This is a genomic window from Sphingomonas mesophila, from assembly GCF_003499275.1.
In the GTDB taxonomy this organism is placed as follows: Bacteria; Pseudomonadota; Alphaproteobacteria; order Sphingomonadales; family Sphingomonadaceae; genus Sphingomicrobium; species Sphingomicrobium mesophilum.
Window position 1 is genome coordinate 911507 of sequence record NZ_QWDF01000001.1, and the last position, 22922, is coordinate 934428.

Here is a 22922-nt window from a genome sequence, read left to right on the forward strand (position 1 = left end):
CGATCTGGGCGGCGTCATGACGTCAGGTCAAGCCCGCTTCAGCGACTCCGGCTTGTGCGCGGCCTGCCTGCCTTCCTCGGTCTCGACCAGATATTCGGGATTGTCCTTGGACGCCGCGACCTTGTGGCCCTTGATGGTCATCGGGGCGGTCAGCTTCTTGACGACCTTGCCGGTCGAATGGCCGCCGCTCGACTCCCACGACACCTTGTCGCCCTTGCGGAATGTCTTGACCATTGTCCTCTCCTTCGCCGGCAAAACGCGAGGGACGGCGGCATTCTCCGCGCTGGAGCGGTGACAGGGGCCAAAGCCCGTGCTTTTAAAGGACCATGGCCGGCGAAATCAGTGGCAGCGGGATGCACGACGCGCTGGTGATCCTGGGCGCGGCGGGGATCGTCATCCCGGCCTTCGCGCGCTTCCGCATCAGCCCGGTGATCGGCTTCCTGCTGGTCGGGCTCATCGTCGGGCCGTCGGGGCTTGGCGGGCTGGCGCGGGACCATCCGTGGCTGAGCCCGCTGACCATCAGCAGCCGCGAGAGCCTGGAGCCGTTCGCCAATCTAGGGATCATCCTGCTGCTGTTCGGGATCGGGCTCGAGCTCAGCTTCCGCCGGCTCTACGGCATGCGGCGGATGGTGTTCGGGATCGGCGCGGCGCAGATGCTCGGCGCGGCGGCGGTGATCTTCGCGGTGCTGCAGATGATCGGCGACTGGCCGGTCAAGAGCGCGCTGGCGCTGAGCCTGGCACTGGCGATGAGCTCGACCGCCCTCTGCCTAAAGATCGCCGGAACGCGGACACCGGTCGGTCGGGCGGCGCTGTCGATGCTGCTGTTCGAGGATCTGGCGCTGGTCCCACTGCTGTTCTTCTTCGGAACGGTCGACGCGCAAGGGGTCGGCGACCTGGTGCGGGTGGTGGCGCTGGGGACGTTGGTCATCCTGGCGATGCTGATCGCGGGGCGCTTCCTGCTGCCGCCGTTGTTCGCCCAGGCGGCGCGGACCAAGAGCCCGGAGCTGTTCCTGGCGGTCAGCTTGGTAGTGGTGATCCTGGCCGCGGCGGCGACCAGCGCGGTCGGTCTGGGGCCGATCATCGGCGCGCTCGTCGCCGGATTGCTGATCGCGGAGACCGAATATCACAGCGAGGTCGAGGTGGTGACGGCGCCGCTGCGGGGCCTCGCGCTGGGCGTGTTCCTGATCACCGTCGGCATGCTGATTGACGTCGCCGCGCTGGCCGGCGACTGGCCGCTGCTGCTCGCTGCGCTGGCCGGGGTGATGGCGGTCAAGGTCGTCGTCACTGGACTGCTGCTCAAATATGGCGGCGCCGGGAGCGGCGTCGCGGCCGAAACGTCGGTGCTGATGGCGAGCCCGTCGGAAACGACGCTGATCGTCATCGCGGCGGCCGGGGCGGCAGGCGTCTTGACGGGTGAGACGGTCGCCTTCTGGTCGGCGGCGACGGCGCTCGGGCTGATGCTGACGCCCTTGCTCGCGGCGCTTGGCAAGCGACTGGCGCGGCGGGTCGAGACCGGGCAGCTGGCCGAGGCGGAGATCGAGGACGTCGCCGGGCGAACGGTAATCTTCGGCTTCGGGCGGGTCGGTCGGATGGTCGCGGACATGCTCGCCGAGCACGGCCGGCCCTATCTGGCGGTCGACCACGACATCGACGGCATCGGCGCGGCACGCGACGCCGGCCATGCGGTGATGTTTGGTGACGTCGCCCGGCGCGAGATGGTCGACAAATTGGCGCTCGACCATGCCGCGGCGGCGGTGCTGACGATGGACGATCCGGTGCTGACCCAGCGGTTGGCGCGGCGGCTGAGGCGGCAGTTCCCGGACCTGCCGATCATCGCCCGAGCGCGCGACGCGGCCCATGCCGCCAAGCTCTATCGCGCCGGGGTGACCGACGCGGTGCCCGAGGCGATGGAGGCGTCGCTGCAGCTGAGCGAGGCGGTGCTGGTCGACATCGGCGTGGCGATGGGGCCGGTGATCGCCTCGATCCACGAAAAGCGCAGCGAGTTGCGCGCCGAGATCATGGAGGAAGGCGAGCTCGAGCATGAGCCGAGCCTCGGGCGGCGGCGGGTGCGCGACATGGCGGGGAACAGGGATGTTTAGCAGGATCGGATTGGCGGTCGCGCTCGCAGCAGGGAGCGCGTCTTCGGCCGCGCCGGGCCTTCCGGACGCTTTCGAGGCAGGGTGGAAGGGCGCAAAGGTATGCGAGCTACTGTTCGAGAATGCGGCGATGCGCGCCGCGCGCTGCACCTTCCCGCCGGGGGTGGGCCACGAGCGGCACGTTCACCGGCCGCACTGGGGCTATGTGCTGGCCGGATCGACGATGCGCATTGCGAGCGCGAGCGGGACCGTGGTGCGCGAGGTCAAGGCCGGGACGAGCTGGTGGAGCGACGGCATCGATTGGCATGAGCCGGTCAATGTCGGGACGACGACCGGGGTCTATGTGATCGTGGAGCCGAAGGCCTCCCGCTACGCCGCGACTTTCTCCAACATTGCGCGGATCGCGGTCAGCGCGTCGTGCGCTTTGGCGCCGTCGGGGCCGCCGCCCTGGGCCATGTCGGGCCGGCCGCCGCCGCCCTGGCCGCCGAGCGCCGTGACTGCTGCCTTGACGAGCTCGACCGCGCTGATCTCGGCAGTCCGGTCGTCGGTCACGCCGACCGCGACGCTGGCGCGGCCGTCGTTGACGGCGATCAGCGCGGCGACTCCGCTGCCGACGCGCTGCTTCAGCGAATCGACCTCGCCGCGCAGGCCCTTGGGGTCGAGGCCCTCGACCACGCGGCCGAGGAAGCTCACTCCGGCGACCTCTTCCGGCCCGGCTTCGTCCGACTTGGCCGAGCCGCCCATCGCCAGCGCCTTCTTGGCGTCGGCCAGCTCCTTTTCGAGACGGCGGACGGTTTCGGCCATGCCGGCGACACGTGAAGGGACGTCGTCGGGCGCGGTCTTGAGCGCGGCGGCGGCTTCGCGCAGGCGCGCGTCGCGGGCGTTGAGCCAGGCCAGCGCGCCCTCCCCGGTCAGCGCCTCGATCCGGCGCACGCCTGAGCTCACCGCGCTTTCGGACACGATCTTGAACAAAGCGATGTCGCCGGTGGCCTCGACGTGGGTGCCACCGCACAGCTCCACGCTGTAGTGGCGCTCGGCCTGGCGGCCCATCGACAGCACGCGCACCTCGTCGCCATATTTCTCGCCGAACAGCGCCAAAGCGCCCGACTGGACCGCGTCGTCGGGCGTCATCAGGCGGGTCGTGACCGGCTGGTTGGCGCGGATCTCGGCGTTGACCTCGGCCTCGACCGCGGCGAGCTCGTCGGGCGACAGCGCCTTGGGGTGCGAGAAGTCGAAGCGTAGCCGGTCGGGCGCGACCAGGCTGCCCTTTTGAGTGACATGCTCGCCGAGCGTGTTGCGCAGCGCGGCGTGAAGCAGATGGGTCGCACTGTGGTTGGCGCGGGTCGCCGAGCGGCGCTCGACATCAACCGACTGTTGAAGCGCGTCGCCAACCGCCAGCTCGCCCTTCACGACGCGAGCATGCAGCGCGTGGAGTTTTCCGAGCGGCTTCGACGTGTCGGTAACGTCGGCTTCCAAGCCTTTGAGAGACATCAGTTTTCCGGCGTCGCCGACTTGCCCGCCGGACTCGCCGTAGAAGGGCGTCTGGTTCATCAGCACGATGACCTCGTCGCCCACCGCGGCGCGATCGACCCGCTGGCCGTCCTTGACAAGGGCCTGGACCACGCCCTCGCCGTCATGGCCCGAATAGCCGATGAATTCGCTCGGCCCGAACTCCTCGACCAGGTCGAACCACAGTTCGTCGCCGGCCTGCTCGCCCGAGCCCTTCCAGGCGGCGCGCGCCTTGGCTTTCTGCTCGGCCATGGCGGCGTCGAAGCCGGCGCGGTCGACCGCGATGCCCTTGGCGCGAAGCGCGTCCTCGGTCAGGTCGTAGGGGAAGCCGTAGGTGTCGTAGAGCTTGAATGCGGTGGCGCCGGGCAAGGTGGCGCCGGATTCGAGGTCGCCCGCCGCCTCGTCGAGCAGCTTAAGGCCGTTGGCGAGCGTGGCGCGGAAGCGGGTCTCTTCCTGCGCCAGGGTTGCCTCGATCAGCGGCTGGGCGCGGGTCAGCTCGGGATAGGCCTGGCCCATCTCCGCGACCAATTGCGGCACCAGGCGGTGCATCAGCGGGTCCTTGGCGCCGAGCAGATGGGCGTGGCGCATGGCGCGGCGCATGATCCGGCGCAGGACGTAGCCGCGGCCGTCGTTGGCGGGGAGCACGCCGTCGGCGATGAGGAAGCCCGAGGCGCGCAGATGGTCGGCGATGACCCGGTGCGAGGGCTGGGCCTCGCCTTGCGCTTTCGTGCCGGTCAACTCTTCCGAGGCGTGGATCAGCGCCTTGAAAGTGTCGGTATCGTAATTGTCGTGGACGCCCTGCATCACCGCGGCGATCCGCTCGAGCCCCATGCCGGTGTCGATCGACGGCTTAGGCAGGTCGGCGACGATCGCATCGTTCTCCTGCAGATGCTGCATGAAGACGAGGTTCCAGATCTCGACGAAGCGGTCGCCGTCCTCGTCGGGGCTGCCGGGCGGGCCGCCGGGCAGATGGTCGCCGTGATCGAAGAAGATCTCCGAGCAGGGACCGCTCGGGCCGTCGGGGCCCATCGCCCAGAAATTGTCCTTGGTCGCGATGCGGATGATGCGGCTCTCGGGCAGGCCGGCGATCTTGCGCCACAGGTCAAACGCCTGGTCGTCGGTGTGATAGACGGTGACGGTCAGGCGGTCGGGCGAAAGGCCCCAGTCGCGGGTCAGCAGCGTCCAGGCGAGTTCGATCGCGCGGTCCTTGAAATAGTCGCCGAACGAGAAGTTGCCGAGCATCTCGAAGAAGGTGTGATGGCGCGCGGTATAGCCGACATTGTCGAGATCGTTGTGCTTACCGCCGGCGCGCACGCACTTCTGCGAGGAGGTGGCGGTGACATCGGGCCGGGTCTCGAGCCCGGTGAACACGTTCTTGAACGGCACCATCCCGGCGTTGACGAACATCAGCGTCGGATCGTTGTGCGGAACCAGCGGCGCGGACGGCACGCGCGTATGGCCGGCGCCTTCGAAAAATTCGAGGAATCCGCGGCGAATGTCGTTGGTCGAAGTCATGGCGCCCGCAGATATGCGTCTATCCGGGGCGCGGCAAGGCGGGAGGGGCGCGGGGCCCCTCCCCCGATGCGTCAGGCGTGGACCGGGTAGGCGTCCTCGATCAGCCCGGTGTCGGCGTCGATCTGGTAGACGTAGCCGTTGGCGTAGCGATAATATTCGTTGTCGCTGTCGGCCCACCGGTCGCGATAGTCGAGCGGCACGTTGTAGACCCCGTAGCCGGCCGGCATCGGCTGGCCGACGTTGAATTGCTGGCCGGTGACGAGCTGGACCAGAGCGGTGATCAGCTGGGTCTTGGGGTCGACCTGGTAGATGCCGTTGCCGGCGTAGCGATACTGGTACTGCGGCGTGTCGTAATAGGTATCGCGATAGGCGTAGGGGACGTTGTAGTCCGGATAGGCCGTGGGCCACTCCTGCCCGACATAATAAGCGTCGCTGTAGAGCGGATAGGCCTGCTCGATGCGGCGGCTATACGGGTCGACCTGATAGATGAACCCGTCGCCGTAGCGATACCAGGAGTCGTTGGTGTCGTAGTAGTTGGCGCGGTAATCGAGCGGGACATTGTAGGCGCCGTAGCTTGCCGGGAGCATCTGGCCGACGCCGAGCTGCTGGCCGGTCAGCAAGGCGACGATGCCGCTGATCAGCTGGGTCGTCGGGTCGACCTGATAGATGGCATTCCCGTCATAGCGGTAGTAGGCGTCGGGCCGGTCGTAGTAGAACGGCTGGTAGGCGTTGGGCACATAGTTCGACGCATAAGCCGCCGGCCAGCGCTCGCCGACCGAATAGCCGCCGATCAGCGGGATCAGCGAACGGACGATATTGTCGTCGCGGTCGATCCGGTAGAGCGCGCCATAATCATTGTCGTAGCGGTAGTAATAATCGGGCGTGTCGACGTAGCGCGAGGCGTAGAACGCCGGCAGCGGGGCGAGCGCGGCGGCGGCGACTCGCTGGCCGACCAGGGCACGGGTGCGGGCGGCTTCGCGCAACGGGCGCACGGCGGCCTTGGCCATCTGGCGCTCGAAGCGGACTTCGTCCTTCAGCGCGCGGCGATCGATGCGCGCGGCCTGCTGGAATGCCTTGCGCTCGATCTTGGCCTGCTGGCGAACGGCCTGGCGCTCGAACTTCGCCTGCTGGCGGACCGACTGGCGCTCGATCCGTTCGGGACGGGCGAAGGCCTTGCGCTCGGCCTTGGCGGCCTGGCGCTGGACCCGCTCGAAGCGTGGCTGCTCGATGCGCTGGGCGCGTTCGATGCGCTCCATGCGCTGCGGGCGCTCGGCGCGCTGGAACTGGCGCTGCTCGAAGCGCTGGGCGCGCTCGACCTGACGGGCCTGCTGGCGCTCGGCGCGCTGGGGCCTCGCCGCCTGCTGGGCGTGCTGGACATGCTGGCGCTCGGCCTTGGGGCCGCCGCCACCGCCCTTGTTGCCGCCCTTTTCGGCAAGCGCCGGAGCGGTGATGGCGAGACCGGCGGCGCCGGCGATGAGAAGCATCTTGCGGGTCATTGGGTGACCTTTCTGCGGTTGTTTCAATGTCGTGGGATTTCAACGCCTAACTTCGCATTTGGAGCCTGTGCGGCGGATGAACCGAAGATTTTCGCGGTTCGCTTCGCCCCGTCCGGGGCCCGATCCGACGCTGCTGTAAGCTGGCGTTCATGCGAAAGGCGGCGCTGCGGCCTTGGTTTTTGCTCCCGCCGCGCTAGTCAGCGGCGATGGCCAAGCGCGCGACCACCATCCCCGCCTACAAGCGCAAGCGCGCCCGCAAGGGCGGCGTCGGCCGCTTCCTGCTCAAGCTGTTTCTCGCGCTGTTGCTGCTGCCGATCGCCTTGGTAGTGATCTACCGCTTCGTGCCGCCGCCGATCACCGCGACGATGGTCGGCGATCTGGTCGCCGGGCGTGGGGTCGACAAGGACTGGATGAGCCTGGCGGAAATGGACCGCGACATGGTCCGCGCGGCGATCGCGGCCGAGGACAGCAAATTCTGCGCCCATAGCGGCTTCGATTGGGACGCCATCCAGGACGCGGCCAAGCGCAACGCCTCGGGCGGGCGGATCCGCGGCGGATCGACGATCAGCCAGCAGACCGCCAAGAACGTCTTCCTATGGCAAGGCGGCGGCTATTTCCGCAAAGGGCTGGAGGCCTATTTCACCTTCTTGATCGAGACCGTGTGGGGGAAGCGGCGGATCATGGAAGTCTATCTTAACGTCGCCGAGACCGGGATCGGCACCTATGGCGCCAACGCCGGCTCGCAGCGCTATTTCGGGCATGACGCGAGCGCCATGTCGGCGACCGAGGCGGCGCGCATCGCGGCGGTCCTGCCGCTGCCCAAGAAGCGCGGGGCGATCGCGCCCAAGGGCTTCACCCGGCGCTACGGCAATACCATCGCGGCGCGCGTCGGCGTGGTCGGGCGCGATGGGCTCGATGCCTGCGTCTATGCCGGCACCGCCGCGCCGCCGCAGAAGGCGCCGCCGAGGGTGACGAAACCGGCCGTCGTGCCGGGCGACGAATATGAGACCACCACCCCGCCGCCGCCCGAGCCGTCGGTCGATTCGCCCGAGCTCAACGCGGTGATCGAGGAGACGCTCGGGACGGCCGAGCCGGCGGCCGAGCCCGCGCCCGAGGTACTGGTCCCGGCGCCCGAGCCCGAGCCGGCCGAGCCGGTGACTGAGAATGGCGCCGAGCCCGGCGCCTGAGCTTTAGCCGACCAGCGCCATCTTGGGCGGCGCGCTGAGCTCGACCTGGCCGTCGCCGAGCAGCCGCTCGAGGCGCATCGCGAGGTCGGCGTCGAGCGCGAAATCCTGGCCGAGCAGGAAGGTCGCGCTGCGCCCCTCGCCGAGTGCGAGCGTGGCGCGGACGATCCCATTGCCGCCGCGGTGGCCGGCGAACTCCGCCGCGACGGCGGGAAGCAAGGCGGCATCGGGGACCGTGAGGTGGAGCTGAAGCCGGGTGCGCCGGGCGAGGGTGTCGAGCGGCTGGAAGCGCTTCACGGTGACCCGCGGCATGCCTTCGCCGGGTCGACGGTCGAGCTCGACGTTCATCAGCCCGCAGCCGCCGCTCTTGGCCGCCTTCTCGAGCGCGTCGGTCGCCTCGTCGTCGAACGCGGTGGCGACATATTGACCCGAGGAGTCGGAGATCGTCGCCATCATGTAGCGCCGCCCCCGGGCCGACGTGCGCCAGCGCGCTTCCTCGACCAGGCCGGCCATCGACGCGGCGGCGCGGCCGTCGACCGGGATGCTGATGCCAGGCAGCTCTGCATAGGTCTTGACCTTGTGCGCGGCGAGCAAATGGCGCTGGGCGTCCACCGGGTGGGCTGAGAAATAGAAGCCGAAGGCGTCGCGCTCGGCGGCCATGCCCTCGGCCAGCGACCAGCGCGCGTCGGTCGGCAGGCGGATCGGCGCCAGCGCCTCGCTTCCGCCGCCGCCGAACAGGCCGTGCTGACCGCTCGTCCGCTGCTCGTGGGCCGAGGCGGCGTGGGCGAGGATGGTCTCGGCTGCGGCGTGGATGGTAGCGCGGTCCCTGAGCAGCGAGTCGAACGCCCCGCCGGCGGCAAGGCTTTCGAGCTGGCGGCGGTTGAGCAGGCGCGGATCGACCCGCGCGGCGAAGTCCTCGAGGCTTGCGAACGGCCCGTTGGCGGAGCGCTCCTCGACCAGCGACTCCATCGCTTTTTCGCCGACGCCTTTCAGGGCGCCGAGCGCGTAGCGCACCGCGAGGGTCTCGCCATCGGCCTCGACGCTGAACGCGGCCTCGGCGGCGTTGACGTCAGGCGGAAGGACGGCGAGGCCGGAGCGGCGGATGTCCTCGACGAACAAGGCGAGCTTGTCGGTCTGGTGGATGTCGAAGCTCATCGAAGCGGCGAAGAATTCGGCCGGGTGATGCGCCTTGAGCCAGGCGGTGTGGTAGGCGATCAAGGCGTAGCCCGCGGCGTGGCTCTTGTTGAAGCCGTAACCGGCGAACTTGTCGATAAGGTCGAACAGCTCGTTGGCCTTGGCCGCGGCGATCCCGCGCTCCCCGGCGCCGGAGACGAAGCGAGAGCGCTGGGCGTCCATCTCGCTCTTGATCTTCTTGCCCATCGCGCGGCGCAGCAAATCGGCCTCGCCGAGCGAATAGCCGGCCAGCACCTGCGCCGCCTGCATCACCTGCTCCTGATAGACGAAGATGCCATAGGTTTCCTTCAGCACCTCCTCGAGCATCGGATGCGGATAGGCGATTTCGGCGCGGCCGTTCTTGCGGTCGCCGAACGCTGGAATGTTGTCCATCGGGCCGGGGCGGTAGAGCGAAACGAGGGCAATGATGTCCTCGAATCCGGTCGGGCGGACCTGCGCGAGCGTGCGCCGCATGCCTTCGGATTCGAGCTGGAACACGCCGACCGTGTCGCCGCGCTGGAGCAAGGCGAACACCTCGGGATCGTCCCACGGTAGGGTCTCGTAATCGACCTCGATCCCGCGCAGCGCGAGCAGCCGCTGGCCTTCCTTGAGGACCGACAGCGTCTTCAGCCCTAGGAAATCGAACTTCACCAGGCCGGCTGCCTCGACATATTTCATGTCGAACTGGGTCACCGGCATATCCGAGCGCGGATCGCGGTAGAGCGGGACCAGCTCCTCAAGCGGCCGGTCGCCGATCACCACGCCCGCGGCGTGGGTCGAGCTGTGGCGCGGGAGGCCCTCGAGCTTCATCGCCAGCTCGAACAGGCGGCGTACGTCGGGGTCGCTGCGCACTTCCTGGGCAAGCTCGCTGACGCCGTTGAGCGCGCGTTCGAGCGTCCACGGCTCGGTCGGGTGGTTGGGGATCAGCTTGGCGAGGCGATCGACCTGACCGTAGCTCATCTGCAGCACGCGCCCGGTGTCCTTGAGCACGGCCCGCGCCTTCAGGCGCCCGAAGGTGATGATCTGCGCCACCTTGTCGCGGCCGTACTTGGCCTGAACATAGGCGAGCACCTCCTCGCGCCGGGTTTCGCAAAAGTCGATGTCGAAGTCGGGCATCGACACGCGCTCGGGGTTGAGCATGCGCTCGAACAGCAGGCCGAGCGGGATCGGGTCGAGATCGGTAATGGTCAGCGCCCAGGCGACCAGGCTACCGGCACCCGAGCCGCGGCCCGGGCCGACCGGAATGCCCTGCGCCTTAGCCCACTGGATGAAGTCGGCGACGATCAGGAAATAGCCAGCGAATCCCATGCGCGTGATGACGTCGAGCTCGAACTCGAGCCGGTCGCGATACGCCTGCGGCACCTCGTCGCTGAGGCGCCTGGCGAGACCGGTCCGCGCCGCCTGGCGCAACGTCTCGTCCTCGTTATCGCTGAGCCGCGGGAGGATCGGACGGCGCTTGGGCGCGGCGATGGCGCAGCGCCGCGCGATCACCGCGCTGTTGGCGAGCGCCTCGGGCACATCGGCGAACAACTCGGCCATGTCCGCGGCCGGCTTGAGCCAGGCGTTGGGCGAGCTGACCGCGCGCTCGCTGCTGTCGACATAGGCGCTTTGCGCGATGCACAACATGGCGTCGTGCGCCGCGTGGAACGACGGCTCGGCATATTGCGCGGGATTGGTCGCGACCAGCGGCAGGTCGAGCGCGTAGGCGAGGTCGATCAGCGCGCCCTCGGCCGCCTCCTCAACACCATCCCCGCGCCGGCTCAACTCGACATAGAGGCGCTCCGGGAAATAAGCGGCGAGCCGCTCGGCGAGGGTGCGCGCGGCGGCGGCCCGGCCTTCGGCGAGCAGCCGGGCGAGCGCCCCCTCCCCGCCCGCGGTCAGGCAGATCAGGCCTGAGCTGTCGGCCAGCGCCTCGAAGCGGACGTGCGGTTCTTCGCTCAGCGGCCGGTCGAGATGGGCGGCGGAGACCAGCCGGCACAGCGCCTGGTAGCCGGCCTCGTCCTGGGCGAACAGCGCCAGCCAGTCGATCGTCCCGGCCGGGCCGATGTCGTCGGGACGGGCGACGGCGAGGGTCACGCCAACGATTGGCTGGACACCTTCGGCCATGCACGCCTCGCCGAACGGCATTGCTGCATAGAGCCCGTTGCGGTCGGTCAGCGCGACCGCGGGAAAGCCCAGTTTGGCGCTGTGCTTGGCGATCGCCTTGGGCTCGATCGCGCCGTCGAGCATGGTGAAGCAGGAGAAGACTCGAAGCGGGACATAGGGCGCGGCGGACATCGTCGCAGACTATGGAAGATGGCGCCGCGGCCCGCCAGTCGGGCGGCCCACTTATCCCCAGTTTATGCCGCTTGGGGGACGGCCGATGCGCGCCGGAGCGGCGGCCGTTCGCCATAGGTCAGCCAGCGCCACAGCCATTCCATCGGCCCAAACTGAAAGCGCGCCAGCCACCAGTGCGAAAACACGACCTGGAAGGCGAAGAAGGCGACGCAGATGAGCAGTACCGCAAAGCTGCCGATGCGTCCGGCGAGGCCGAGGCCGGGCCCGACTCCGAACAGCACGAAGGCATAGATGAAGCCCTGCGCGAGATAATTGGTGAGCGCCATTCGCCCGACCGCCGCGAACGGTCCGAACAGCGCCCTGCCCCAGCCGCGTTGGAGGGCGACGACGATACCGGCGCAATAGCCCGCGGCGAGGACTAGCGCGACCGGCGAGCGGAGGATGTTGGCGATGTCCCTGGCGCCGTCATCGTCGCCGTTCACGACAAGGCGGATTGCGAGGCCGAGCGCGATCCCGAGCGGGATAGCGATCGCCGCGATCCGGCGCAGCAGCGGCAGGAAGCGCGGCACGTCGTCAAACAGCCCGCTGCGCCCGATCGCCGCGCCGAGCGCAAACCGCCCGAGCGCATAGACCACCCACGCCGCCATCATCCCGCCGGCCAACCATTCAAGCCACGTCCACTCGGCGAACAAGGTGACGATCGACCAATAGTCGTTGCCGACCGCGACCTCTTGGCGGTGCAGCACGGCCGGGTCGCCATAGAGCGAGTCGGGAACCGGATGGATGCCGGCGCGGCCGAGCAGCCATTCCTGCAGATTATAGCTGTAGAGCGCGGCAATGATCCCGAACAGCAGCAGCGATCGGGTCCGCCACTTGCGCATCAGCAGGAGCCCGAAGCCGGCCACCGCGTAGAGATTGAGGATGTCTCCGAACCACAGGAACAGGCTGTTGAAGATGCCGAACATGAGCAGCCAGAACAATCGCCGCGCAAACCGGCGCTCGAACCCCGGGCGTCCCTCGCCGCGCTGCATCTGGAGGTAGAAGCCAAGGCCGAACAAAGTCGCGAAGACGGTGTTGGCCTTGTCGCCGATGAACAGCCGGACGAACTCATAGGCCCACCAGTCGAGCCCGGCCGTCGGCAAGGCGGCGAGCTGGTCCTTGGTCGCGATCTGGCCCTCGCCGGCGAAGTAGACGAAGTTCATCGTCAGCACGCCGAACAAGGCGATTCCGCGCAGCACGTCGATCTCGCCAATGCGCTGGCGCTCGCCGACCGGTGCGATGGCGTTCTGGTCCATGCCCCTTCCCCCGGGGGCAAGGTGAACCTCGATCAGGTCAGTGGCAAGCCTTAGCCGCCGGGCTGCCAGCGGCCGGACATGATGTCGGCGATCTCGCGCATCCGGCCGCGATAGGTCTGCGAGATGCAGGCATCGCTCGGGCAGGCGTCGCGGTGGCGCAGGAACTCGCCGCGGGTGCGGCGCAGCAGCGCGGCCTGCTGCGGCGAGGCGGCGCCGACCGCCCGGACATATTGCGATGCCATCTGGCGATCGAGCGCGGCGAGGCCCGAATCGCCGCACACTGCGATCTCGCCGCGGGTGCGGGCGAAGCGGCAGTTGAAACTTGGGCTCGCGGCGGCGCGTGGTGGCGGCGGCGCCGGCGCCGCCTCCGGAGCGCGCGGCGGTGGCGGCGGCGCGACGGGCGGCGCCGGGAACGGGCCGTCGGCGGGCGCAGGCTCGCCGACCGGCTCGGCCTGGGGCAGAATGGCGCCCGGCGGCGGGGCGATCGGCGCGGAGCCTTGGCCGGTCCGCGCCAGCGTCGCGAGCGGAACGACGATCGAGTCGGCATTGTCGATCATCACCACGTCGCCGCTACCGTCGGTCGCGGGCTGGACACTGTAATCGATACTCGCCGCGAGCGTGCGCCGCCCGCCGACCACCTGGGTGCCGGGCGGCAGGTCGAGCGCGACGTTGGCCGAGCAGCGCACCGTCCCGAGATCGGCATCGGTGCCCTTGAGCAACGGCGCCTCGACCCGAAGCGCCGAGTAGGCCGAGATCTGGTCGAACGCGGTGCGTGCGGTGCCGCGGGTGACCGCCGCGCGGCGAAACAGCTCGCGCTTGATCGCGTCGTAGGTGCGGGGCGACGAGCAGCGCTTGTCGGGACTTCGCGCCGAGGCAGTGGCGACCTCGTCGTCGCCGAGCTTATCCTGGTCGGCGCCGCCGTCGCGCGTCGCATAGACATAGAGGAGGCCGATAACGACCAGCGCGCCAAGCGCGATGGCCATCCATGTCATTGGGGTGAAACGTCGCATTGTCTCGCCAAACGCGCCGGGTGCGACTCGGCTCCGTCTATTCGAGCAGGCCTTCGTGGAGCCGCACGACGCGGTCCATCTTCGCCGCCAGCCGCTCGTTGTGGGTGGCGACGAGCGCAGCGCTGCCTTCGCCGCGCACCAGCGCGAGGAATTCGGCGAATACGCGATCGGCGGTTTTCTCGTCGAGGTTGCCGGTCGGCTCGTCGGCAAGGACCAGCGGCGGCCGGTTGGCCAGCGCCCGGGCGACCGCGACCCGCTGCTGCTCGCCGCCCGACAGCTTGGCGGGGCGATGGGTCAGCCGCTCGGCAAGGCCAAGGGTCGAGAGCAGGTCGGTCGCGCGCTGTCGCGCCGCCTCGTCGTCGGCGCCGCGGATGATCTGCGGCAGCATGACGTTCTCGAGCGCGTCGAAATCCGGCAGCAGGTGATGGAATTGGTAGACGAAGCCGAGCGCCTCGCGCCGAAGCCGGGTGCGGTTCTCGTCGTCGAGCCGCGAGGCCTCCTCGCCGACGACCCGGATCGAGCCTTCGAATCCGCCCTCGAGCAGGCCGACCGCCTGGAGCAGGGTCGACTTGCCCGAGCCCGACGGCCCGAGCAGCGCGACGATCTCGCCCGGCTGGATGGCAAGATCAATCCCGCGCAGCACATGGATCGTCGTCTCGCCCTGCACGAACGCGCGCTTGAGCGCCGAGGTCTGGAGCACCGCCTCACTCATAGCGAAGCACCTGGACGGGGTCGGTCGAGGCCGCTTTCCAAGCCGGGTAGATGGTGGCGAGGAAGCTCAGCACCAGCGCGGTGACGACGATCGCGGCCACTTCGACCGGGTCCGTCTTGGCCGGCATTTCGGTGAGGAAGCGCACCGAGGGGTCCCAGATGTTCTGGCCGGTCGCCCACTGGAAGGCGCTGGTGATCTGCTGGCGGAAGGCAAGGATCAGCGCACCGAGCAGAAGCCCGGCGACGATGCCGACGCTGCCGATGATCGTTCCGACCGTCATGTAGACCTTCATCAGCCCGCTTCGGCTGGCGCCCATCGTGCGCAGGATGGCGATGTCGCGGGTCTTGGCGCGGACCAGCATGATCAGCGACGAGAGGATGTTGAACACCGCGACGAGGATGATCAGCGAGAGCACGAAGAACATCGCCACCCGCTCGATCTCGAGCGCCTCGAACAGCGCCGAGTTCATCTGCCGCCAGTCGACGATCACGCCCTTGCCGCGGACCGCGGTGTTGAGCGGGGCCATGATCTCGGCGACATTGTCGGGATCGCTGGTCTGGACCTCGATCAGCCCGACGTCCTCGCCCAGCATCAGCAGGGTCTGCGCGTCCTCCATCGGCATGACGACGAACGCCGCGTCGAAATCGTAGATGCCGACCTCGAATACCGCGCCGACGGTATAGCTGACGATCCGCGGAACGGTGCCGATCGGGGTGGCGCGCCCTTCCGGGCTGATCAGCGAGATTTCGGAGCCGGGGAAGGCGCCGAGCTTCTCCGCCAGGCGAACGCCGATCGCCACTCGGCCGCTGCCCGGCGTGATCGAGCGCATGTCGCCGGAGCGGACGTTGGCGTTCATCACCTTGTTGCGCGGGATGTCGGCGGCTTCGACGCCGCGCACCAGCACGCCTTCGACTCGGCCGTTGGCGCTGGCCATCAGCGGCTGCTCGATCAGCGGGCGGGCCTCGGTCACGCCCGAGGTCTTGCGCGCGGCCACGGCGATGCGCTGCCAGTCGGACAAGCGCCCATCATAGCCCTGGATGATGGCGTGGCCGTTCAAACCCACGCTCTTGTCGAACAGCTCGGCGCGAAAGCCGTTCATCACGCTCATCACCACGATCAGCGCGGCGACCCCGAGCGCGACCGCGATCAGGCTGATCGTCGCGACCATGAAGATGAACCCCTCGCCCTTGCCGGGCAGGAGGTAGCGCTTGGCGACCATGCGCTCGTAGCGGTTGAGGATCATGCCGTCAGTTTCGCCAAGGCGGCGTCGACACTGAGCTCCTCGCGCTCGCCGGTTGCCCGGCGCTTCAGCTCGACCACGCCCTTTTCGAGCCCGCGTGGGCCGATGATCACCTGCCAGGGCAGGCCAATCAGGTCCATCGAGCCCAATTTGACCCCGCCGCGCTCGTCGCGGTCGTCGTAGAGCGTCTCGACGCCCGCGGCAATGAGCCGGGCGTAGAGATCATCGGCGGCGGCGATCGAGGCCGGATCGTCGCCGCGCATGGTGACGATGCCGACCTTCCACGGCGCCACCGCTTCGGGCCAGACGATCCCCGCCTCGTCGTGGCTCGCCTCGATGATCGCCCCGACCAGCCGCGACACGCCGATCCCGTAGCTGCCCATTTCCGGCGTGACCATCGATCCGTCAGGACCGGACACCTTGAGCCCCATCGTCTCGGAATATTTGCGGCCGAAGTTGAAGATGTGCCCGACCTCGATCCCGCGGCCGGTGCGCCGGCGGTCCTCGGCGACCTCCGCCCAACGCGCCTCGTCGTGGGTTTCGTCGGTTGCCGAATAGGTTGCGGTCACTTGTTCGAACAATCTCTCAAGTCCGGCGGGGTCGCCGTAGCTGAGGTTCGACTGGGCCCAGTCGAACTCGTCGAACGCGGCGTCGTAGAACACCTCGCTCTCGCCGGTCGGGGCGAGGACGATGAATTCGTGGCTGAGCTCGCCGCCGATCGGGCCGGACGCGGCCTTCATCGGCACTGCCTGGATGCCCATCCGCTGGAAGGTGCGCAGATAGGCCAGCATCTGCGTGTAATAGCTCTGCCGCGCCCCGGCCTCGTCGAGGTCGAATGAATAGGCGTCCTTCATCAGGAACTCGCGGCCGCGCATCACCCCGAAGCGCGGACGGACCTCGTCGCGGAACTTCCACTGGATGTGATAGAGCGTGCGCGGCAGCTCGCGGTAGCTCTTCACCTCGCCGGCGAAGATGGCGGTGATCATCTCCTCATTGGTCGGGCCGTAGAGCATCTCGCGGTCATGCCGGTCGGTGATGCGCAGCATTTCGGGGCCGTAGGCGTCGTAGCGGCCCGACTGGCGCCACAGGTCGGCCGACTGGAGCGTCGGCATCAGCAATTCGATCGCGCCCGCCTTGTCCTGCTCCTCGCGCACGATCTGCTCAATCTTCTTGAGTACGCGCAAGCCGATCGGCAGCCAGGCATAGATGCCGGCGGCCGTCTGGCGGACCAGTCCGGCGCGCAGCATCAGCTTGTGGCTGACGATCTGGGCGTCGGACGGGCTGTCCTTCATCACCGGCAGGAAACAGCGGGTCAGGCGCAAATGCGGGGCTTTCGTGTTGCGGCGCAGCGGATCGGCTTCCTCTAGTGAGCGTCCCGGCGATAGGCAATGCGAGCGCTTGCGTTGCCCTGCGTGGCCTCGCCGCAACAGGGTGTGGCAAAATGCCCGGTCGGCACGGTTTGCGGCGTGACAAGCGTGTCTTCGAGAGGGATAGGTCGGCAACCGGACGGCCTTCAGGGAGCCGATCGGGATTGGAGCCGCCGTTAAGAGCCGGCGCTTCAGGACTCCAAGGGGGCTGACGAGCAATCGTCACGCAAGGACGCCCGGGCCGAGAGGTCCGGGCGTTTTTGCACGCCCGTCCGTGCCCTCCCGGCGGAACGAGTCCGGCCCCAAGCGGTTGGCCGGTCAGAAGCTGCCGCTACGGCAACTTCTTGTTTCAGTTGGAGAACAGGGAAATGATCCGTAAATCGCACACCCTTGCCGCCGTCGGCGCGGCGCTGCTTTCGGCCAGCGCGGTCGCCACCGCCCAGACTGCCACCACCACCGACCCGGCGGTCGACGTCGCGCCGATGGTCGAAGACGACGACGACGATGGCGATGACGGCAAGTGGGGCTGGCTCGGCCTGCTCGGCCTGGCCGGCCTGCTCGGCCTGAAGCGCCGCGACGACGACGTCGACGTCCGCCGCCGCACGACCACCAACGACCCGAATAACCCCAACAACCGCATGTGATCGATCGGGCCGGGGCTGCTTCGCGGCAGTCCTGGCCTTCTCCAACCCGGCGCCGCGCCGCTATCCTACTGCGGGTGATGCGTATCCTGCTGCTCTCCGCCGCGCTCGTCGCCGCTCCTCTGTCCGCCCAGACCGCGCTCTTCAGCGCCGACGACTATCCTGCAGAAGCCGTTCGCAAGCAGGAAGAAGGCGTAGTTCAGGTCAAGCTCCGGATCTCCCCGGAGGGCCGGGTCACCGAATGCTCGATCGTCAAGAGCGCCAGCCGAGCACTCGACGTTGCGACCTGCCGGCTGATGGTCTCGCGGGCACGGTTCCAGCCGGCGACCGACGATGCCGGGCGGCCGATCGAGGCCGAGATCGTCGCTCCACCGATCACCTGGGAATTGGGTGCGCTCAAGCGCAAGAAGGACCCGCGCGACGCACGCGGTCTTCGCCTATAGGCGAGCTGCCTGTCATTGATTGGAATGGTAGCGGAGGAGGGACTTGAACCCCCGACACGCGGATTATGATTCCGCTGCTCTAACCAGCTGAGCTACTCCGCCCCTGATGCCGTATACGGCCGTGGCGGGCGGGCATATACGAACGCTTGTCCGAGCGGTCAACGCGCCCTCGCCAACGCCTTGGAACCGCCAGTGCGCGCCCTCGTTGAGCGAGGCAAAGACGAAAGGGCGAACATGGAACCGTCGACACCGCTCGAGACCCTGTGCCGGATCATCCTGCGCGCCCGCGAATATGAGGCGCAGGTGCCGAGCGGTTATGACGACGACGAGGAGCCCGACAATATTGACGACACCGGCGAGGAAGCGCTGTCGGTGCTCGACGACGAGGTCAATTCGAGCGTCGAGGAAGAGCTTCGCGGGATCCTAGATGACCTCGCCGACGACCAGATCGCCGAAGTGCTGGCGTTCTGCTGGGTCGGCGCCGGAACCTATGACGCGTCGGAATGGAGCGAGGCGCTCGAGGCCGCTGCCGAGGAAGGCAACCAGGTCGAGGAACTGCTCGAGCTGCCGATGATGGCCTCGGTGCTCGAAGCCGGGCTGGCGGCATTCGACCTCAGCTGCGCGGAAATGGGCGAGCTCGCCTAGCGTCTCCCGCGGAACGGCCAGCGCCCGAGCGGCGCCCACGGCCCGCCGAGATATTCGTGAACTTGGAGCGCCGGGATGGCGAGGCCACGCGGCGTGAAATCCCGCTCGAGCTCGGACAGCAGCTTGCGCGCCACCGCCGGCTCGACCTTGTTCTGGATCGTGACGTGCGGCCGCCACCCGGCGGCGTCCTGGGCGCTGAGCAGTCCGTGGAATGCTTCCGCAAGCTCTCCGCGCATCGCTTCCAGCTCTGGCGCGACGACCCGATAGGCGACCCCGCGGCCGAGGTTGAGCAGGCCGGCGATCGTGGCGCGCGGCGGCGGATTGCGCGCCAGCTCGGCAAGCCGCCCGCGGACCTCGTCGAGCGAGCCCGGCGGCAGCGCGTGGAACATGGTAAGGTGCGCGGCGAGCTGGTTGCGCTCCGGCGGGAAATAGGCGCGGCGCTGGCCGTCGAGCCAGGCGAAGTCGGCCGGCCCGAGTTCGGCGGTGACGATCAGCGCGCCGGCCAACGATCGCGCTCGAGCTTGGGCAGATTGGCGAACGCGGGGGTGGCGAAGTGCGCGGTCAGCCCGTCGGCGTCGGCGGCAAGCTGGTCCCAATCGACCCGCCGCAGCGTCTCCCCGACCCCCGCCACGCCACCCTCGGCGACCACGACATAGGCGATCCGGCCAGACGCACAGCCGACCATCGCGTCGACCGCCTTGCCGAGCGAGGCGCCGTCGTTGGCGGTGACTTCCGCGCTCGACAATTGGCTTGCCGGGAATAGCGTCTCGCTCGGCGCGGCCTGACTCGCTGCCGCGGCCTTGCCGGCCCCCTCCTCGATCTGCTGCTGCCGACCGAGCCAGCGCCACATTCCGAAGATGTTCAGCGCCGAAAGGATTGCGTTCTGCCATACCAGGTTCGGCTGGTCGGTGACGACGCCGAGCGTGCCCCACGCGATCGAGCCGATCAGGAACACCGCGAACCCCCAGCCGGTCACGCGCGAGCCGAGGTTGGAGGCGGTCATCAAGGCGGCGATGGTGGTCGCGACCGGCGCGACCCATGAGGCGAGGCTTTCCATCCGCGCCCAACCGGCGGCGCTCTCGCCTGTTCCCGCGCTAGATCTCGACCTGGCTGCCGAGTTCGACCACGCGGTTGGTCGGCAGCTTGAAGAACTCCATCGCGCTTTCGGCGTTGCGCAGCATCCACGAGAACAGCCGTTCGCGCCAGATCGCCATCCCAGGCTTGGGCGAGGCGATCAGAGTCTGGCGCGACAGGAAGAAGCTGGTGTCGATCATCCGGCAGGTCGTCCCGCAATCCTCGATCGCCGCCAGCTCGCGCGGCACGTTGATCTCTTCCATGAAGCCGTAGCGGATGATGATCCGGTAGAAGCCGCTGCCGTGCTCCTTGGTCTCGATGCGCTTGTCCTCCGCGACATAGGGCACGTCCTCGATCTTCACCGTCAGCAGGAACACCCGCTCGTGCAGCACCTTGTTGTGCTTCAAATTGTGCAGCAGCGCGTGCGGCACGCCCTGCGCCGAGCTGGTCATGAACACCGCCGTGCCGGGCACCCGCGCGGCGCTGCTCGACGCCGATTTGACGAACACGTCGATCGGCAGCGAGGCCTCCTTCATCCGGTCGAGCATCAGCTTGCGGCCCGCCGCCCAGGTGGTGAGGAAGGTGAAGATGATCGCGCCGACCAGCAGCGGGAACCAGCCGCCGTCGGGCACCTTGAGCAGGTTCGCGCCGAAGTAGGCGAAGTCGATCAGCGCGAACAACGCGATCAGCGGAATCGCCTTCCACGCCGGCCATTTCCACAGGCTGAAGAAGACGACCGCGAGCAGCACCGTGTCGATCGCCATCGCCCCGGTCACCGCGATGCCATAGGCCGCGGCGAGGTTGGACGACGACTGGAACATGACGACCAGCAGGATGACCATCGCCAGCAGCGCCCAGTTGATCAGCGGAATGTAGATCTGCCCAGCCGCGGTCTCGCTGGTGTGGAGGATCCGCAAGCGCGGGATGAAGCCGAGCTGGATCGCCTGCTGGGTGACCGAGAAGGCGCCCGAAATGACCGCCTGGCTGGCGATGATCGTCGCCATCGTCGCCAGGATCACCAGCGGCAGCCGGAGCCCGTCGGGCGCGAGGAAGAAGAACGGGTTCTTGACCGTCGCCGCCGCCATTTCCGGGGTCTGGGCGAGCAGCATCGCCCCCTGCCCCATGTAGTTGAGCAGCAGCGCCGGCATCACCAGCATCAGCCAGCTGTATTTGATCGGGCGGCGGCCGAAGTGGCCCATGTCGGCATAAAGCGCCTCGGCGCCGGTGATCGCCAGCACCACCGAGCCCATGGCGATGAACGCCCGGCCCGGCTCGAGGTAGAAGAATTTCGCGGCGTTGAGCGGATTGAACATTGCCGCGATGACCTGCGGGTGATCGAGGATGTGCATCACGCCCAGCACCGCCAGGGTCGCGAAATAGGCCAGCATGACCGGGCCGAACAGCATCCCGACCCGCGCCGTGCCGCGCTTCTGGATCGCGAACAGTCCGACCAAAATCGTCACCGCAAGTGGAATGACCCAGCGCTGGAAGTCCGGATTGACCGTCGTCAGTCCTTCCACCGCGGACAGCACCGAGATCGCCGGAGTAATCATCGAATCGCCATAGAACAGCGCGGTCGCGAACACGCCGAGCATGACGATGCCCGCGGTCCAGCGCCGTTTGCCGGTGGTCGAGCGATTGATCAGCGCCAGCAGCGCCAGGCTGCCGCCCTCGCCCTTGTTGTCGGCGAGCATGATGATCGAGACGTATTTCAGCGTCACGACGATCATCATCGACCAGAAGATCAGGCTGAGGATGCCGTAGACGTGCAGCGCATCGGGCGCGAGGACGTGGTGACCGGCGAAGGTCTCGCGGAAGGCGTAGATCGGCGAGGTGCCGATGTCGCCGAACACGATCCCGGTCGCGCCGAGGATCAGCTTGGCGAGCGATCCGTGGGCGTGGGTGTCGTTGGTCGGCGTGTCGATTTCGGCGGTGCCGGTCGCGGTTACGGTCATTTGGGTTCCATCGCTCCCGCCGGTCGGCGGCGGGACGCCTTAGACCCGCATCGCGCACGGCTCAACGATTGTCTCACCACTTGGCTGCACCGCCGGTGCGCGCGCGCAAAAAGGCGCTGCAATCGGCCGCGAAAGCGGTCTATAGGCCCGCCCATTCCCTTATGCCTTGCCCGATCAGGAGTGTGACGATGCGTGTCGGCGTGCCGAAAGAGATCAAGAACCACGAATATCGCGTCGGCATGACCCCGGCGAGCGTCGCCGAACTGACCGCCGCCGGGCACGAAGTGTTCGTCGAAACCCGCGCCGGAATGGGCATCGATTTTTCCGACAAGGCCTATGAAAAGGTCGGCGCGACCATCCTGCCGGACGCCGCCGCGGTGTTCAAAACCGCCGAGATGATCGTCAAGGTCAAGGAGCCGCAGGCGAGCGAGATCGCGATGCTCGAAAAGCGTCACCTGCTCTTCACGTATTTACACCTTGCCCCCGATCCCGACCAGGCCAAGGGCCTGATGGACAGCGGCGCGACCTGCATCGCCTACGAAACCGTGACCTCGGACGGCGGCGCGCTGCCGCTGTTGAAGCCGATGAGTGAAGTCGCCGGCCGCATGTCGATCCAAGTCGGCGCGCACTATCTCGAAAAGGAACAGGGCGGCCGCGGCGTGCTGCTTGGCGGCGTGCCCGGAGTGGCGCCAGCAAAGGTCGCGATCCTCGGCGGGGGTGTCGCCGGCATCAACGCCGCGCAAATGGCCACCGGCCAGCGTGCTGACGTCACCATCTACGACATCAACAACGACCGGTTGGCCGAGCTCGACATGCACTTCGGCAGCCAGATCAAGACCGCCTTCGCGTCCAAGGCGGCAATCGCCCAGGCGATCCAGGAAGCCGAGCTGGTGATCGGCGCGGTGCTAGTGCCGGGCGCCGCTGCGCCCAAGCTGGTCACGCGCGACCAGCTCAAGACGATGAAGCGCGGCAGCGTGCTGGTCGATATCGCGATCGACCAGGGCGGCTGCTTTGAAACGTCGCGCGCGACGACCCACGAGGACCCGGTCTACGAGATCGATGGCGTCATCCATTATTGCGTCGCCAACATGCCCGGCGCGGTCGCCCGCACCAGCACCTTCGCACTCAACAATGCGACCCTGCCATTCATCCTCAAGCTCGCCAATCTCGGCGCCGACGCGGCGATGGCTGCCGACCCGCATCTCGCGGCCGGGCTCAACGTGTCGGGCGGCAAGATCCGCAACGAGCCGGTTGCCGAGGCGCTCGGCCTCGAATTCGTGCCCGCCTGAG

At 68.0% G+C, this 22922-nt stretch carries 17 protein-coding genes, 1 tRNA gene and 1 pseudogene; 6 read left to right on the forward strand and 13 right to left on the reverse strand.

What is annotated here, in order from left to right; translation table 11 throughout:
- Window positions 1-27: 27 nt before the first annotated feature.
- Window positions 28-234 carry a hypervirulence associated TUDOR domain-containing protein gene (locus tag D0Z60_RS04750; RefSeq protein ID WP_118857187.1) on the reverse strand — a complete coding sequence of 69 codons (207 nt, stop codon included), beginning with the start codon at window positions 232-234 and terminating at the stop codon, window positions 28-30.
- A 92-nt stretch (window positions 235-326) separates the two neighbouring features.
- On the opposite strand from D0Z60_RS04750, the gene D0Z60_RS04755 reads away from it, so the two are divergent.
- A complete protein-coding gene (locus D0Z60_RS04755) occupies window positions 327-2099 on the forward strand; it encodes a cation:proton antiporter domain-containing protein (protein WP_118857188.1) in 1773 nt (590 codons plus the stop codon).
- 366 nt (window positions 2100-2465) lie between these two features.
- On the opposite strand, the gene alaS is transcribed toward D0Z60_RS04755, so the two are convergent.
- Both alaS and D0Z60_RS04770 read right to left on the reverse strand, forming a co-directional pair.
- Window positions 2466-5120 (reverse strand): alanine--tRNA ligase, encoded by a 2655-nt coding sequence (gene alaS / locus D0Z60_RS04765; RefSeq protein WP_118857189.1) that lies wholly within the window; start codon window positions 5118-5120, stop codon window positions 2466-2468.
- 71 nt (window positions 5121-5191) lie between these two features.
- The gene (locus tag D0Z60_RS04770) at window positions 5192-6616 is read right to left on the reverse strand and encodes a hypothetical protein (RefSeq protein WP_118857190.1); all 1425 of its coding nucleotides are present in this window, start codon (window positions 6614-6616) and stop codon (window positions 5192-5194) included.
- A gap of 206 nt (window positions 6617-6822) precedes the next feature.
- Here D0Z60_RS04770 and mtgA point away from each other — a divergent pair.
- A pseudogene (mtgA, locus tag D0Z60_RS04775) lies at window positions 6823-7542 on the forward strand (monofunctional biosynthetic peptidoglycan transglycosylase); the annotation flags it as partial.
- A gap of 264 nt (window positions 7543-7806) precedes the next feature.
- On the opposite strand, the gene dnaE reads toward mtgA, so the two are convergent.
- The 6 genes from dnaE to proS form a co-directional block, all read right to left on the reverse strand.
- The gene (gene dnaE / locus D0Z60_RS04780; RefSeq protein WP_118857192.1) at window positions 7807-11250 is read right to left on the reverse strand and encodes a DNA polymerase III subunit alpha; all 3444 of its coding nucleotides are present in this window, start codon (window positions 11248-11250) and stop codon (window positions 7807-7809) included.
- A 62-nt stretch (window positions 11251-11312) separates the two neighbouring features.
- Complete coding sequence (locus D0Z60_RS04785) at window positions 11313-12545, reverse strand: DUF418 domain-containing protein (protein ID WP_118857193.1); 1233 nt, start codon at window positions 12543-12545, stop codon at window positions 11313-11315.
- Between the two features lie 50 nt (window positions 12546-12595).
- Window positions 12596-13537 carry a lysozyme inhibitor LprI family protein gene (locus D0Z60_RS11635; protein ID WP_162888080.1) on the reverse strand — a complete coding sequence of 314 codons (942 nt, stop codon included), beginning with the start codon at window positions 13535-13537 and terminating at the stop codon, window positions 12596-12598.
- Window positions 13538-13592: 55 nt separating this feature from the next.
- On the reverse strand, window positions 13593-14267 hold the full coding sequence (locus D0Z60_RS04800; protein WP_118857196.1) for an ABC transporter ATP-binding protein: 675 nt from the start codon (window positions 14265-14267) through the stop codon (window positions 13593-13595).
- The gene (locus D0Z60_RS04805) at window positions 14260-15510 is read right to left on the reverse strand and encodes a lipoprotein-releasing ABC transporter permease subunit (RefSeq protein WP_118857197.1); all 1251 of its coding nucleotides are present in this window, start codon (window positions 15508-15510) and stop codon (window positions 14260-14262) included. Before D0Z60_RS04805 ends, D0Z60_RS04800 begins: the two co-directional genes overlap by 8 nt.
- Window positions 15507-16829 carry a proline--tRNA ligase gene (gene proS / locus D0Z60_RS04810; protein WP_118857198.1) on the reverse strand — a complete coding sequence of 441 codons (1323 nt, stop codon included), beginning with the start codon at window positions 16827-16829 and terminating at the stop codon, window positions 15507-15509. Before proS ends, D0Z60_RS04805 begins: the two co-directional genes overlap by 4 nt.
- A 413-nt stretch (window positions 16830-17242) precedes the next feature.
- Between proS and D0Z60_RS04815 the strand changes: the two genes are divergently transcribed.
- Both D0Z60_RS04815 and D0Z60_RS04820 read left to right on the forward strand, forming a co-directional pair.
- Window positions 17243-17518: a WGxxGxxG family protein gene (locus D0Z60_RS04815; protein ID WP_118857199.1), complete on the forward strand. Its 276-nt coding sequence runs from the start codon at window positions 17243-17245 to the stop codon at window positions 17516-17518.
- Between the two features lie 77 nt (window positions 17519-17595).
- A complete protein-coding gene (locus D0Z60_RS04820) occupies window positions 17596-17958 on the forward strand; it encodes an energy transducer TonB (protein ID WP_118857200.1) in 363 nt (120 codons plus the stop codon).
- A gap of 25 nt (window positions 17959-17983) precedes the next feature.
- On the opposite strand, the gene D0Z60_RS04825 is transcribed toward D0Z60_RS04820, so the two are convergent.
- Window positions 17984-18060 (reverse strand) — tRNA-Met (locus D0Z60_RS04825).
- Between the two features lie 132 nt (window positions 18061-18192).
- Between D0Z60_RS04825 and D0Z60_RS04830 the strand changes: the two genes are divergently transcribed.
- Window positions 18193-18603 carry a DUF3775 domain-containing protein gene (locus D0Z60_RS04830; protein WP_118857201.1) on the forward strand — a complete coding sequence of 137 codons (411 nt, stop codon included), beginning with the start codon at window positions 18193-18195 and terminating at the stop codon, window positions 18601-18603.
- Here D0Z60_RS04830 and D0Z60_RS04835 read toward each other — a convergent pair.
- Genes D0Z60_RS04835 through D0Z60_RS04845 form a run of 3 tightly spaced genes read right to left on the reverse strand, consistent with a single transcriptional unit; the run spans window position 18600 to window position 21632 of the window.
- On the reverse strand, window positions 18600-19109 hold the full coding sequence (locus tag D0Z60_RS04835; protein ID WP_118857202.1) for a 2'-5' RNA ligase family protein: 510 nt from the start codon (window positions 19107-19109) through the stop codon (window positions 18600-18602). The genes D0Z60_RS04830 and D0Z60_RS04835 overlap by 4 nt on opposite strands.
- Complete coding sequence (locus D0Z60_RS04840; protein ID WP_118857203.1) at window positions 19094-19660, reverse strand: PRC-barrel domain-containing protein; 567 nt, start codon at window positions 19658-19660, stop codon at window positions 19094-19096. The genes D0Z60_RS04835 and D0Z60_RS04840 overlap by 16 nt, the downstream gene beginning before the upstream one ends.
- 37 nt (window positions 19661-19697) lie before the next feature.
- Entirely contained in the window at window positions 19698-21632 is a 1935-nt protein-coding gene (locus D0Z60_RS04845) for a potassium transporter Kup (protein ID WP_118857204.1), read from the reverse strand.
- A 188-nt stretch (window positions 21633-21820) separates the two neighbouring features.
- Here D0Z60_RS04845 and ald point away from each other — a divergent pair, with 188 nt between their 5' ends.
- Entirely contained in the window at window positions 21821-22921 is a 1101-nt protein-coding gene (gene ald, locus D0Z60_RS04850) for an alanine dehydrogenase (RefSeq protein WP_118857205.1), read from the forward strand.
- Window position 22922 lies beyond the last annotated feature (1 nt).